Consider the following 14,623-nt stretch of genomic DNA (forward strand, 5'->3'; position numbering starts at 1 on the left):
AGATATGACAAACGTGTCTATGTCTTCCTCGGCACGGTCACGGTCGCCGCCCTGGCCATCTGGCTCCGCTCATGATCGACCGGACAGAACCTAGGGCCGGGGTGGGGGACGGTCAGCCGGTCAGGCCGGGAGCGCCGAGGTAGCGCTCGGGTCTCGGGACCGGGATCAGCTGACCCTCGGTCAGCGCGTCCCGGTGCTGCATCCATTCGAGCAGCCTGGTCCGGGCCTGCTGGTCGCGCTCGGCCTCCCGCTCCGGGGTCGAGCCCGCGGTGCGGGCCGAGTCGGACTCGCGCAGCAGGACCCGCAGCGGCACGCCGGGGCGCTGCGGGCGGACCACGTCCACCACCGTGAAGCAGGTGCCGGGCGGGAAGACCACCTCCGGCAGCGCGTCCCGGCGCTCCTCGAAGACCGTGGTGCGGCGCCCGGTGGAGGACCAGACGGCGAACTCCACCGGGGTGCCGAGCTGCACCTGGGCCAGCGGCAGCCCGGTCAGCGGGGCCGGCTCGAACAGCCGGGCGCCCGGAACGTAGCAGTCCAGCTGCTGCTCGCTCGGGCTCCCGCCGAACAGCACCATCCCGTGGTAGCTGGGAAGGCGCCGCAGCCCGGAACCCAGGCAGGTGAGGTACGGCCCGAGGCCGGCCGCCTGCCCGCTCCGGGCGATGCGGGCCAGTTCCGTCCGGTTGACCGGGACGCCGGCGTCGGTGTGGTGCAGCAGGACGGCCACCAGGTCCGGCTTGATGTCCTCGGCGGCGGAGGACCGCAGGGTGGGCAGCCGGGTCGCGACCATGTCGATCTTGCTGACGTGGCGCAGGTAGTGGTTGCCCAGACGCTCCTTGACGGCGGCCCGGTCGCCGGCCGAACTGACCCGCTCGGGCGCCGGGACCTCCTCGGCGGTGAACAGCCTGCTGCCGGCCGGCGCCGAGGGCCGGGCCGCCGGTGCGGGGACGGGGGCGGGCGCGGGGTGGGCTTCCGTCGGGTCGGCCGGGGTGGGCGCGGGCGCCGGCTCGGAGGCCTGGACGGCCGGGCCTGCCGGTCCGGCGGCCTGGTCCGCCCACCAGGGCGCGGCGGGCTGGGCGGGTTCGGGCGTCGGCTCCGGTTCGGGGGCGGCGCCCACCCCGGCCGGGGGCGCGGGGGTCTCGACGGCGGACGGTGGTGCCGTCGGCTCCGGCTCCGGCTCCGGCTGGGCGGAGGGCGGGGCGGGCTGGGGGAAGCTCTGGAACCTGGCCGGGATCGGCTCCGGGTGCACCGGCGAGGCCGGGGACGGCGGGCCCGGCGCCTCGGCCGGCTCGACGGCGGCCGGCTCGGGCACCGGGTGCGTCTCGGTGGCGACCGGGCGCGGTGCCGGCGGCAACTCGGGCTCGGCCGGGGGCTGTTCGGGCGCGGTCTCGGCGGCCGGAGCCGCCACGGTCGGGGCCCACGGTGACCGGGCCGGGGCAGCGGCCACCGGAGCCGCGACCTGAGTCGTGGCAGCGGCGGTGGCGGTCGGGACGGGCGCCGCCGGAGGTGCCTCGGCGGCCCGCGGCGACGGCGCGCCGCCCGTCCCGGGGCTCCCGCCCGACACCGTACTGATCGGAGCGGGAGCCGCCAGGGCCCGCAGCGGATCGGTGCTCGCGGGCCCGCCGCCACCCGGCGGCGGGGGAGTGGGGCCTCCGTCGCCCGAGCCCGAGGGCGACGGAGGCGGTACGGGGGGAGCGGGCGGCGTGGCCGGGTCCGTGGTCGCGGGCACGGCCGTCCGCGGGGCCGGAACGATCCAGTCCAGGTCGTGGTGGCGGGCGATGAACCGGGCCACGGCCTCCGCCTCGCGCGCGAGGACGCCCTGGACCATCAGCCCGAGCCGGTGGGCCGGGTGGGCCGAGCGCAGTTCACCGATCAGTTTGCCGATGCCGGCCAGGGAGTCGGGGCCGACGGTCTGCCCGGCCTCGCCGATGACGATCACCGGGTCCGGGCCCGCCGGGCGCAGCCGCGCCGACCGGTCGGCCGGCGCACCGGCGTGCCGCAGCCACACGCCGCTCGGCACCGCCTCCAACTGCCAGCCGGGGAAGGCGGAGTAGACGGCCGGGCTCTCCCGGCGCAGGCCGGGCAGCGGCGCGCGCCAGCCGGTCACCTTGACCCGGCGCCGCTGATGGTGGGCGGTCAGCTCGGTGACGTACGGCTTCCAGCGCGGGATCCCCTCGCCGTCGACCATCCACAGGTCCGCCCGGTCCTCGGCCTCGCGCAGCGGCAGGCCGATGCTGACCGGGACGGTGCGGCCCAGCAGCTCCGCCAGGCCGGTGGCCATCCGGGTGAGCTGGGCGGGATCGGCCCAGGGAGCGCAGAACACCGTGCCCTCGACCAGTTCGGGCAGGGCGTCCAGGGCGGCGCCGAGGACGGACCCGTCCAGCTCCGGCCGCTCCGGCGTGCCGAGCACCGCCAGCTGGACGTCCGGCCCGGCATAGGCCATCGCGAGTGCGGCGGACGGAACCCCGGTGGGGCCGCCGTCCTTGATCCAGAAGCCGCTGGGCAGCGGGGACACCAGCGATCCCTCCTCCGTGGTCTCCGGCCGGGCCTCCTCGTCGGGCCCGGTCAACTCGTCTTCCCCGGCCGACGGGTCGGGCTCCTCGGGAGCGGCGCCCTCCGGCTCGACCGGCGGCCACACCGGGCCGAGCTGCTCGGCCGGGCCGTACGGCCGGCACAGCCACCAGGCGGCCTCGCCGCCGTCGGCCGCGGCGGCTCCGGCGGGCATCACCAGCACGGACCCGTCCGCCCGGACCGACACCAGCCCGTCCGGCGCGATCACCGGAACCCCGATGGCCGCCGCCACCCGCTGCCCGGGACGCAGGCCGACGGCGGTCGGGGTGCCGAGCCCGGAGGCGGCCAGCAGCAGGGCCGACCCGCCCTCCAGGTCGACGATCTCGGCGATGTCCGCGAGCCGGTTCCACAGCACCGTGCCCGCGTCCGAGGCCGCGGCGACCACCGTGACGAGCTCCGGGTCGTCGGGGATGGCCGAGACGACCTCCAGCAGGCCGGGGTCGAGCTCGCCCGCCGGGGCGATCACCAGGTGCGGGCCCACCCGGTGGATGGTCGACCCACCCGACCCGACCGGAGCGGCGGTCGCCGGACCGGTCGGTTGTGCGGTGGTGGTCATCCACTCCTCCGGAGGGTGGCGCGATCCGCGCCGGGCACGCGGGACGGGGTCGGTACGGCACGGGGCCGGGCGGGGTGCCCCGCGCGAAGTCCGCGCGGGGCACCGGACAACCGGTCGGCCGTCAGGCCGCAGGCGGGGTGTGGGTGGTCGGTCGGCGGCCCGGCTGGGCCGACGGCTCGTGGGTCGGGGCGCCGGGGGTCGGCGACACGTGGGTCGGGAAGTGGTCGGTGCCGACGACCGCGCGGTGCGCGCCCTTGTCGGCCTCCTCGTACGCCCCGCCGGTGTTGCGGACGGCGTGGGAGGCGGACTTGAGGGTGTCGGGCAGCTCGCCGACCGCGTACTGGACGGGCCGGTAGCCGTCGATCAGCTTGCGGATCTCGTCCGCGGTCGGGTTGCCGGGTTCGCCGAGGCTGTCGTAGGCCTGCAGGAAGCCGGCCGCGATCTGGTCGTGGATCTCGACGAAGCCGGCGGCGGCCCTGTCGAGTACCTGGCCCGCGGCCTCGTAGGCCTCCGGGTTGTACTCGGTGACGCGGTGGTCGGAGTTGTTCACAGCAGGCATGGGATCCTCCATGACCGGTGTCCGGTCGGTGGGTTGACGGGGTTGACGGGGTTGCCGCAGTTGACGGGGTCGAGGGGACGGACGCGCTCCGGCGGTCAGACCAGGCCGTTGCGCTTGCGCTCCGCCATCCGGTCGTTGATCCGGTCCAGCGTCTCGTCCGGCACCACGCCGTCCGGGATCAGGTCCGTGATGTCGAACTCACCGCGCTGGAGCTTGTCGAAGTCCAGCCGGCCCGGCAGGGCGGGCGCGACGATCTCCTTGACCTTCGCACCGACGTCCGTGCGCGCCTTGGCGACCGTGTCCACGATCAGCTTGCTCAGCTCGACCTTGGACATCTCGCGGTAGGAGGTGTCGTGGAAGGTGAGTTCCTTGAGCTCCCCCTGGGGGCCGCAGACCACGGTCAGCTGCCGCTTCGGCGAGGTGGCCTTGCCGGTCGCCTGGCGCAGCTTCTCCTGCGACTCCTCCATGTGCTTGTGCTGCTCGGTGACGTTCCGGACGAAGATCTCCATCACGTTCGCGAGCCCGTGACCGCCGAGGCTCGGCGGGCGGTGGGCGTCCTTCGGCTCTTCCTCGGCCATGGGGCTTCCTCACTCGTGGATGCCGACCGGAGTCCGATCGGGCTGACGGGGCAAACGGGCTTCGCCAGGGGGTACGGGCGGCGGAGCGCCGGTGGTTCAGGCACTGAACCGGAGGTCGGGGCGGCACCGTACTGTCCGGAGACACCGGGAAGTGACAGGCGGGACCGGGCGCCCCACCCTGCCCGGGTCACCCGCCGACCCCCGAGGACTGTTTCGCATGACGCAGTTGCTGACCGTGAGTTCGCTCCATCCGCAGGGCCACCGGACGATTTCCGAAGCCCTGCGGCACGCCAACCCCGGTGCGGTGATCAGCGTGGCACCCGGCACCTACCAGGAGGCCCTGACCCTCCACCACAACGTCACCATCCGGGCCGAGGAGGGCCGCGGCACGGTCCGGCTGACGACCCCCCAGGGCAACGCCGTGCTCGGCGGGGCCGAGGACGCCAAGCTGGTCGGCCTGCTCCTGGAGTCGCAGGACCAGGACTGCGCCGCCGTCGACGCCGCGATCGGCGCCCTGCTGCTGGACGACTGCGAGGTGCTCGGCAACGCCTGGGCGGCCGTCCTGGCCCGCGGCACCGGCGTGCTGACCATGCGCGACTGCAAGGTGGAGAACCCCAACGGCGCCGGTGTCGTGATCATGTCCGACTCGGGGGGCCTGATCGAACGCTGCACCGTCGAGAACATCGGCACCTCGGCCCTGGTGATCGCCGAGCGCGGCAACCCGACCGTGCGCCAGACCGTGCTGCGCGACACCCGGGGCAACGGCCTGTGCGCCAACGGCCAGGCCCGCGGCGTGATCGAGGACTGCGAGATCACCGAGACCGACAAGCCCGCCGTCGCCCTGGAGGCGCGCAGCAGCACCCGCCTGGTGCGCACCAGGGTGCACACCGTCCGCAGCACCGGCGTCTACCTGGGCAGCAGCGAGCAGGTCACGCTGGAGGACTGCACCGTCGCCGGGACCGGCGGCCACGGCGTCGTGGTCGCCGCCGGCTGCGACCCGTTCCTCAGCCGCACCCGGGTCAGCGAGGCCGCCGGCTACGCCTTCCAGATCGGCGACGGCTCGCGCGGCCGCTACGAGGAGTGCGTGGTCGCCGACCAGCAGGGCGACGGCGTGTGGATCGGCGGCGGCGCCGACCCCTCGTTCCACCAGCTGCTGATCCGCGACACCGGCGGGGCCGGACTGGTCGTCACCGAGAGCGCCGCCGGGCGCTTCGAACAGCTGCGGATCTCCGACACGGGGGCGCACGGCGTCTCGATCAGCGAGGGCGCCAACCCGCTGCTGCGCAAGGCCTCGATCAGCGGCTGCGCCGGACACGGCGTCGAACTGGTCGGCCAGGCCCAGGCCAAGCTGGACGGCTGCGAGATCGCCCTCACCGGGCTGGCCGGACTGCACGCCTCGGAGGGCGCCAACCCCCACCTGACCGGCTCCAGCTTCCGGGACAACCAGGGCGGCGGGGTGGTGGCGGCCGAGGGCTCGGCCGTCTCGCTGCGCGACTGCGACGTCTCCGGCGCGGGCACCGACGGCGTCGCCGTGCTCGGCACCGGCCGGCTGACCGCCACCCGCTCCCGGGTGCGGGACAACGCCGGGAACGGCATCCGGCTCGGCGGCTCCGGCACCTCCGAACTGACCGGCTGCCAGCTCACCGGCAACGAGCTCAACGGCATCCTGGCCGACGGACCGGCCAGGGCCGGGGTCAACGACTGCACCGTCGCCGAGAACGCCCGGTCCGGGCTGCGCCAGACCGACTCGGCCGCCCAGCTCGGAGTGGACAACCTGGCCAGCCGCGGCAACGGCGAGCCCGACGCCTACGGCACCACCGGCATCGGCGAGCCCACCACCGGGGGCGCACCGGCCCAGCCGGTGCCGCAGCCCTCGCCGTTCGACCGGGAGGAGCAGCCGGACGGCCCGCCCCAGGTGCTCCAGGCCTCCACCCTGGACTCCCTCCTCGCCGAACTCCAGGACCTCGTCGGCCTGGAGGGCGTCAAGAACGAGGTCGCCACCCTGGTCAACCTGCACCGGCTCGGCGTGCGCCGCCGCGAGGTCGGGCTGCCCTCGCCGCCGATGTCCCGCCACCTGGTGTTCGCCGGGAACCCCGGCACCGGCAAGACCACCATCGCCCGGCTCTACAGCAGGATCCTCGCCGCGCTCGGCGTGCTGCGCGAGGGCCACCTGGTCGAGGTGGCCCGGGCCGACCTGGTCGCCTCCATCGTCGGCGGCACGGCGCTGAAGACCAGCGACGTCTTCAAGAAGGCGATGGGCGGCGTGCTGTTCATCGACGAGGCGTACACCCTCGCCCAGGGCGGCGGCGGCAGCGGCCCGGACTTCGGCCGGGAGGCGATCGACACCCTGGTCAAGCTGATGGAGGACCACCGCGAGGACATCGCGGTGGTCGTCGCCGGATACACCCACGACATGCGCAAGTTCCTCGCCACCAACCCCGGCCTGGCCTCCCGCTTCACCCGCACCGTCGAGTTCGAGGACTACGACCCGGACGAGATGGTCACCATCGTCGACCTGATGTGCGGGAGCAACCGCTACGAGCTGGAGGACGAGACCCGCACCGCGCTCGGCCGGTACTTCCGGGAGATGAAGCGCGGCGAGGACTTCGGCAACGGGCGCACCGCCCGCAAGGTCTTCGAGGAGATGGTCGACCGGCAGGCCATGCGGCTGGCCGAACAGGCCGAGATCACCGCCGGCGAGCTGACCCGGCTGCTGCCCGAGGACCTCGGCGCCCAGGCCGGCGGCGGGGTCGGCGCAGGGGCCCGGGAGATCGACCACGACCTGCTCTCCGACCTGCTGGACGAACTCCAGGGCATGATCGGCCTGCGGGCGGTCAAGGCCGACGTCGGCAACCTGATCGACCTGCTCGCGATGTCCCGTCAGCGCGAGGCGGCCGGGCTGCCCCCCGCCGCCATCAGCCGCCACCTGGTCTTCTCCGGCCCGCCCGGCACCGGCAAGACCACCATCGCCCGGCTGTACGCGAAGCTGCTCACCGCGATGGGCATGCTGGCCAGTGGCCATGTCGTCGAGTGCGGCCGCTCCGACCTGGTCGGCCGCTACGTCGGCCACACCGCCCAGCTCACCAAGGAGGCCTTCGACCGGGCCAAGGGCGGCGTGCTGTTCGTCGACGAGGCCTACACCCTGGTCCCGCGCACCGGGGGCGGCGGGGACTTCGGGCAGGAGGCGATCGACACCCTGGTCAAGCTGATGGAGGACCACCGGGACGAGGTGGTGGTGATCGTCGCGGGCTACACCGAGGAGATGGCCCGCTTCCTGGACTCCAACCCGGGCCTCAACTCCCGCTTCTCGCAGTGGATCGAATTCGAGAGCTACAACCCGCAGGAGCTCACCGTCATCCTCGCCCAGCACGCGGAGAAGTCCGGCTACCAGCTCACCGAGGAGACCCGGAAGCGACTGGTCGAGGCCTTCGGCACGTGGAACGGCGCCGCTCAGGGCAACGGCCGCTTCGCCCGGCAGATCCTGGAGCAGATGATCACCCGCCAGGCGGGCCGGGTGCGGCGGATCCCCAAGCCCACCCTGGCCGACCTGCGGGGCCTCCTGCCGGCCGATCTGCCGGCGGGGCACCTCCAGCGTCGCGGCGAGAGCGCGAACCCGCCCGCGGCGACGACGCCACCCGCACCGGCTCCCGCACCGGATTCCGGGGAGGCTCAGCCGCTTCCGCGGCAGGCACAGGTCGAGGAACTGGTACCGGACCAGGCCTACCTGTGACGGTTCGCGCACGGCAGGGGTGAACCCCGCTTCAGGCCGGTCGCGTTCTGTCCCTCGGCGAAGTCCCCTGTTCGCCCCGTTCCCCGCGGTGCCGTGGCACATGGTGGGGCAGCAGCTTCCTTGCGTTGGGTGGTGTGTGATGCCGAGTACCTCTGTGGACAGTTGGTTCGCCGGGCTGTTCAATCTCGGGGCCTCGGGCAAGGACGTGCCCGGGTACTGGGCGGCGTTGATGGGCGCGGCGTCGGGTGGCTCGTACCCGAAGGTGGATCCGGAGGGGCTGTTGTCGAGTGCGGGTGCGTTGCGGACGGCGGCGTCGGCCGTCGACGAGCACACGTCCTCCCTCCAGCGGTCGATGTTCGGGTTGTCGGTGACGTCTCCGGGGGCGCGGGAGATGGTGTCGGCGACCGCGGAGGGGGTGAGTGAGGGTGCGCGCGGGGGTGCGCGGAGTCTGCGTGAGGGTGCGGGGGCGCTGGAGGAGCAGGCGCTGCAGGTGGACTACGCGCAGTGGTCGATGCGGTGCACGGCGGTGATGACGCTGTGGATGGTCGCGCAGTTGGTGTGGGCGGCGGCGGCCACGGCCGGGGCGTCGGCGTCGCTGATCCCGGGGGTTTTGGCCGGGGGGCGGCGGTCGGTGATGGACATCGTGGGGGATCTGCTGGTGGAGGCGCGCGCGAGTACGGAGCTCGCCGTCGTGCAGGACGCTGGGATCCAGGCGATCGAGCAGGGCAAGTACCGGCGCAGGTTCGACCTGACGTCGCTGTGGCTGTCGGGGCTGAGCGGGCTGGCGGGTGGTCTGGGGGATCCGGTCGGGCGGGGCCTGGGTAACAAGGTGGCCGCGCCGGAGCTGTTGCGCAAGCTGGCGGGCGGGGCGCTGGGCGGGGTGGTGGGTGGTGAGGCGGGTGCGGTGGTCTCCGCGGCCTGGGAGGGGCAGTGGGACCCGTCGATGTTCGGCCTGGCCGCCGCGGCCGGTGCCGGCACCGGCCTGATCGGCGGCGGCCTCCACCACTACACCCAGATCAAACACGGGATGAACCAGGGCGCCGGAGCGGAACCGGTCCCCGGCCCCGAGCAACTCGCGCTCCCGCCGGCCGTGGAGCAGCACCACACGGCCGTCGAAGCGCCGGCGCCGCCCGCCGGACCGGTCGTCGAACCGGCCCCGCGACCGGCCGCCCCCGACCACGTGCCCGGGGCGGGGCCGGAGCCGGGTGCGCCGGTGCCACCGGTGCGTCCGGACCGGGCCCCGGCCCCCGAACACGGCGCGCTGCCGGAGCCCGTGATGCCGGAACCGGTAGTGCCGGAACCCGCGCCGGCCGGCCAGGTGGCCGGTCACCAGGAGTCGCAGAACACACCCGTGCCCCAGCCGCGTGTGGCTCCGGCCGCGCCGCATGTCGAGGCTCCGCCGGTGCCGCACGAGGCCGGGGCACCCCAGCCCGGTGCAGTGGCCCCCACCACGGGGCGTGAGCACACCGGTCCGACCTCCGGCCCCGCCACGGCCGAGCACCACCTCGGCGCCCCGTCGCCCGTGCACGCCGACACTCCGGCGAGCGTCCGGCCCGGCGGCCTCGCCCCCGTCGAGACGGCCCACACACCGACCGCCGCCCCCCTCCACCCGGGCGACGTGGGCACCACGACCGTCGCTCCGCCCCCGGGCGTCGAGCCGGTGACGGCCGCGACGCATCACGCGGCGGCCGATTCGGTGATTTCGGCTCAGCCGCCTGCCACCTCCGAGGTCTCCGCCGGGCAGCACACGGTGGCGGACCAGCCCGCGTCCGTAGCCCCGCACACCGAGCCCGTCGCGGCCGATGCCCCGGCTCCGGGGGCCCCGATGCCGGGGGCGGTCCACCGTCCCGCCGAGCCGACTCCGGCCGCGGGCGAGGCCCGTACCGCCCTCCCCGCCGTCGCTGCCGCCACCGGGCCGCGCGATGCCGTGGTGCCCGGACAGCCCTCGCCCGTCCGAACCGAGGGCGGCTCATCCGTGCCGGGGCGCGAACGTCCGACCGCAGTGCGCACCGAGTCGGGCGCGGGCGAGAAGCCGCTGGAGCGCTCGACCAGGCCGTCGGGCACGGAGGTGACGGCCAGGGAGCAGGCGGCGTCCGAGCCGCAGACCGCGAGCGCGACCGCCGAGGCCGCGGAATCGCGGGCCGCCGCCCCGAGCGGCCGACCGGCGCCGCAGTACGGGCCCGGGGACTGGCGCGGCAAGCAGGCGAACTGGCGCCAGGCCGTGGAGAACGCCCAGAACCATCCGCTGGTGCGGGAGGTCGGGGAACTGTCGCACGAGAAGCTGCAGACCTGGTGGGACGCACTGCCCAAGGGGCACCGGGACCAGCTGGACCTCGCGCTGAACTCGGTCGTGGCCGCCCCCGACCGCCCCGCGCCGCTGGCCGAGACCCCCGAGCCGGCTGCCGTGGTCAAGCTCCGGTCCGCGTTCGCCGGGGAACTGGCCGTGCACCGCCTGGCCGACAGTACGACTCGCGCGGACCAGGTGCTCAACGGCGAACGCTCCCACCCGGCGGACCACCCGATCGCCGGGGACGACGATGCCATGGCGGCATTCCGCCACGCCGCCGGCCTCCCGGCCACCGCGGCCGACCGCCTGGCGGGCGGACTGTACGGCGCGGGGCCCGGGAAGTTCTTGCGCGGCTTGTTCACGAGGCACCCGGGCGAGTCCTCCCGCGCTTCCTCGGCCACGCAGCCGGAGGCGGCGGTTCCCCCCGGGGCCGCAAGCAGTTCCGGGATCGGTACCGGACCGGAAGAGTTCGTGTGGCAGTCTTATGTCGGGGCCCTGGAGGGCAGTCAGCAGACGTTCGACTTGGACGTCTTCGATCACCACGAGAATGTGCTGGAGGCCGAGTACAAGAGGATCGTGCGGACGACCGCTGACCCGAGCAGTCGTCAGCAGCTCCTCCGCGAGGCGTACCAGCGGGTCCTGGCGCCGCCGGCGGCCGAGCCGGTCGCTGCGGAGGGCGTCGTCCCGGGGACGGTAGGGGATCACGAGGTCCCTGCCGAGCCGGTCGCTGCGGAGGGCGTCGTCCCGGGGACGGTAGGGGAGCACGAGGCCCCTGCCGAGCCGGTCGCTGCGGAGGGCGTCGTCCCGCGGACGGTAGGGGAGCACGAGGTCCCTGCCGAGCCGGTGCCGTGGACCGCGACCTCGGAGAACGACGTTCCTGCTCCGGAGAATCCGACGGACGTGGACCAGTGGGTGAAGCAGGCCCTCGCATGGACGGGCAGGGGTGAAGAGGCGCCGCTGCCTGCCGAGGGCGGTCCGGTTGCCGAGCGCCCGCTTTCCGTCGGCTCGGTGCCGTCGGCTGAGTCGCCGGTCGAGGGCGGCGGCCTGCTCGGCCCGGAGATGCTGGGCGAGACGGTGAGCTACTACGTCGACATGGCCCAGGGTGAAAATGCCCATCTGCCGGAGAACCAGGAGGCTGCGAGAGCCGCGTACGCGGAGGCGTTCTCGAAGAGCCGTGCGGGCGAGGGGGTGGCGTGGCCCGACGATGCCGAGAAGGCGCGGCGGCTGACCATCGCCCATCTCGAACTCCGGGCGGACGGCGAGCTGAGGGAGGCGGTCAAGCAGCAGATCCTGAGGGGCGTTCACGAGACCTTCATGGGGCCGAAGGCAGCGCCGGGCGCGGCGGCGTCCCCGGAGCCGCGGCCTGTGTCGGCCGGTGCGGAGGGCGGTGCAGAGGGCACGACCTTCGTGTTCGAGCCGGAGGGGCTTCCGGCTGAGGGACCGGCTCCGGTCGGCGGCGAGACGGCGCCGCTGCCTGCCGAGGGCGAGGCACTTGTTGAGCGTCCGGTCTCTGTCGGCTCGGTGCCGTCGGATGAATCGCCGGTGGTCGAGGTGCCCGTTCCGTTTGATCCGCTGCCGGAGGATCCTCGGGTGCGGCTGCTGCTGGAGTGGGCGGATACGGACGGTGAGGCGCGGCTGCCGTACGAGGTGGCGGAGGCGCGGGTTGCCTATGCGAAGGCGCTGGGACTCGGTGACACGGGGAGCCCGACGTCGTGGCCGGCGGATGTGGCTGCCGAGCGGCGGTTGGTGAGTGCGTTCCAGAATCTGGATGTTCTGGGTGAACTGCCGGTCGGCGGGCAGGTGGAGGTCCTGCAAGGGCTGTACGAGCATCTGGTCCCGTCGGCTGAGGGCGGTCCGGTTGTTGAGCGTCCGGTCTCCGCCGCCGAGACCTTGTCGACAGAGGCTCCGGTCGAGCACGACGATGCCCGTCTGTCGGTGAACCAGGAGGCTGCGGAGGACACGTACACGGAGGCGTTGCCGGAGGAGCGTGCGAACGAGGAGGAGGTGCGGCCCGAGGGTACCGAGACGGAGCGGCAGCCGACCGTCGCGCATTCCGAACCCGGGGAGGCCGACACGTCAGAGGCGGGCAAGCAGCGGATCCTGAGCGACGTTCACGAGAGCGTCGTGCCGTCGGAGGCGGCGCCGGGCGCGGTGGCGTCCCCGGAGTCGCGGCCCGTGGAGGCCGGTGGCGGGGAGACTCCGTCCTTGCCGGTCGTCACGGAGGGCGGTGCCGAGAACACGGCCTTCGTGTTCGAGCCGAGGGAGCTTCCGGTTGACGCACCGGCACCGGCACCGGTGGACGGACTGGCGGGCGCGGAGGCGCACCCGGCCGGGGACGCTCCCCAGCCCGACGGCGTGCCCGACCTGCTCGGCCCGACGGTCACCGCCCCACAGCCTTCCGCCGAACCCGTCCGGCGGGTCGACGCCGCGGCCAGGGTGCTCGACGACTACGGCTTCCGCGGCACCCGTACACAGAAGGAGCGCCTGGCGGCCGACATGGCGCAGCACGCCGCGGCGATGCGCCAGGAGGCGGACCACGGTGCGGGGAGCGGCGAGGCCGGCCAGGGCGCGGAACACGCCTCGGCTGAGGACCTCCAGACCCTGGAAGCCCTCGCGGGGACCGTTGTCGCCACCGGCCGACTGGGCGAGCCGAAGGACGAGTACACCGCCATCGCGGAGGCCATGACCGACGCGGAACGGAAGGCCGACCAGCAGGCGGCTGCTGCGGCAGGCTGGCCGGCCGACGCCGTCATCGAGTCGCGGGTGGCGAATCCGGCGGACATCCGCTACCTCGCCGACCGGGTCGGCGGGGACACCCCGCACAGGATCGCCGAGCAGATCGGGGAGATCATGCGCGATCCCGCGGTCGGCTCCCAGTACCGGGCCGAGGCGACCAACCTGTTGCGGGATCTCGGGTACGAGCCGCGGGCCGAGGGTGGCGATCCGCTCCTGGACCGGGCCATCGTCCTGTTCGGCCACGCCGGGATGTCGGGCATCGAGCTCGCCACGCCCGGCCCGGCATTTCGCCAGCACCCCAGCACCCGCGGGGCCGGCGAGCTCCTCCTCCGCCGGCACCTGGCGAGCGAGGCGGACGGCGTGACGCTGACCCCGCACTACGACGATCCGCTGACACGGGCCGCCGCGGGCGATGCGGAATACGAGGCCCAGCTCCGCTTCGCCCACGCGGTGGCGACCGGCACGCCGTCGCCCATGGCCGACCGCGAGTTCAGCTGGATGGCGGGGCAATCCACCCTGCACTCACGGGACCTGGTGGCACGCGCCAACCGCATGCTCGACGACTGGAATGCCAAGGGGGGAGTCCCTGTCACCCCTGACGCCAGGGCGGTCATCGGGCCCCGGCTGGCCAACAGCCTCGGATTCCTCGATCTGCAGGCAGGGCAGGGGGCGTCCCCTCACCGGGGAATGAGCGGCGAGGTCGGCGACCACCTGGTGGCCGATCTGGTGAAGCGCTACGGCAACGAGCGAAGCCTCGTCGCGGACACGCTGTCCGACCCGGCCATGAGTCCGATCAGTGCGCAGGTCGATCAGTGGCACCAAGGGTTCCCTGACCGTGCGAAGTTGACCGCCTTCCGGGAGCAAGCGCGTTCCGCCGCCGGCCAGTACGCCGACGAAGGGACTGTCCGACGTGGCGCCCTCCTCTACGCGCAGGCGGAGGCGACCTTCAGGCTCCCGCCCCATCACCCCGCTGTGGCCCTGGCGTTCGAGCGGAAGCTGCTCCCACTACCGGGATTGGACCGACGCCAACTCGGAGCGCTCCTGACGCTGGAAGGGAAGACCGCAGCGCCTGTGCCCCGCGCCCCGCGACGGGCCCTCAGGGAGCGGGAGCGGGTTCCCGGCGGGCCGGAGTACGACGATGGCTATCGGCGGGTGGCCGAGGCCCGTCCGAACATCACGGAGGGCCCGCAGCCGTCTCCGACCCGCGGAGGCCAGCCCGGGAACCCCGGGCCCACCCGGCCGGCCCCCGCTGCCGCCCAACACAGGAACCAGCACCCGGGGACGACGCGTCAGGACAGGTCGCCGTTCGCCGCCAACGGCGTCAGGGAGCCGGTGAGCCCGCCGACCCTGTCGAGGTCTACGTCCGCTCGGACGCAGCGTGGTGGCGGGTCGGGGGAGGTCCTTGGTGGCGGTCTGGGGCCGAATCGTTCCGACAGGGTGACGGAGGTGAACCGGCAGGGTCGGGAGGTTCTTGCCCCGGCTCCGTCGAGGTCGACGCCTGTTCGGCCGCCGGGTGGTGGCGGGTCGGGGGAGGTCCTTGGTGGCGGTCTGGGGCCGAATCGTTCCGACAGGGTGACGGAGGTGAACCGGCAGGGTCGGGAGGTTCTTG

General features: G+C 74.1%; 4 protein-coding genes and 1 pseudogene. 2 read left to right on the forward strand and 3 right to left on the reverse strand.

From position 1 onward, the window contains the following. Positions 1–112: 112 nt before the first annotated feature. The 3 genes from AB0O11_RS36405 to AB0O11_RS36415 form a co-directional block, all read right to left on the reverse strand. Positions 113–3,124, reverse strand: coding sequence for a hypothetical protein (locus AB0O11_RS36405; protein ID WP_363395950.1), 3,012 nt, complete (start codon positions 3,122–3,124; stop codon positions 113–115). A gap of 121 nt (positions 3,125–3,245) precedes the next feature. Next, entirely contained in the window at positions 3,246–3,683 is a 438-nt protein-coding gene (locus AB0O11_RS36410) for a hypothetical protein (RefSeq protein WP_363395953.1), read from the reverse strand. A gap of 95 nt (positions 3,684–3,778) precedes the next feature. After that, positions 3,779–4,261: a YbaB/EbfC family nucleoid-associated protein gene (locus tag AB0O11_RS36415; RefSeq protein WP_363395956.1), complete on the reverse strand. Its 483-nt coding sequence runs from the start codon at positions 4,259–4,261 to the stop codon at positions 3,779–3,781. A 217-nt stretch (positions 4,262–4,478) separates the two neighbouring features. On the opposite strand from AB0O11_RS36415, the gene AB0O11_RS36420 reads away from it, so the two are divergent. Further along, positions 4,479–7,991 carry a right-handed parallel beta-helix repeat-containing protein gene (locus tag AB0O11_RS36420; RefSeq protein WP_363395959.1) on the forward strand — a complete coding sequence of 1,171 codons (3,513 nt, stop codon included), beginning with the start codon at positions 4,479–4,481 and terminating at the stop codon, positions 7,989–7,991. Positions 7,992–8,091: 100 nt separating this feature from the next. Next, a pseudogene (locus tag AB0O11_RS36425) lies at positions 8,092–14,623 on the forward strand (hypothetical protein); the annotation flags it as partial.

Origin of the sequence: Kitasatospora sp. NPDC093102, assembly GCF_040683915.1 — a bacterium.
Classification (GTDB): Bacteria; Actinomycetota; Actinomycetes; order Streptomycetales; family Streptomycetaceae; genus Kitasatospora.

Excerpts from the sequence above, each read along its gene's own strand:
- AB0O11_RS36405 (WP_363395950.1), bottom strand. The coding sequence starts at position 3,124 with ATGACCACCACCGCACAACCGACCGGTCCGGCGACCGCCGCTCCGGTC.
- AB0O11_RS36410 (WP_363395953.1), bottom strand. The coding sequence starts at position 3,683 with ATGCCTGCTGTGAACAACTCCGACCACCGCGTCACCGAGTACAACCCG.
- AB0O11_RS36415 (WP_363395956.1), bottom strand. The coding sequence starts at position 4,261 with ATGGCCGAGGAAGAGCCGAAGGACGCCCACCGCCCGCCGAGCCTCGGC.
- AB0O11_RS36420 (WP_363395959.1), top strand. The coding sequence starts at position 4,479 with ATGACGCAGTTGCTGACCGTGAGTTCGCTCCATCCGCAGGGCCACCGG.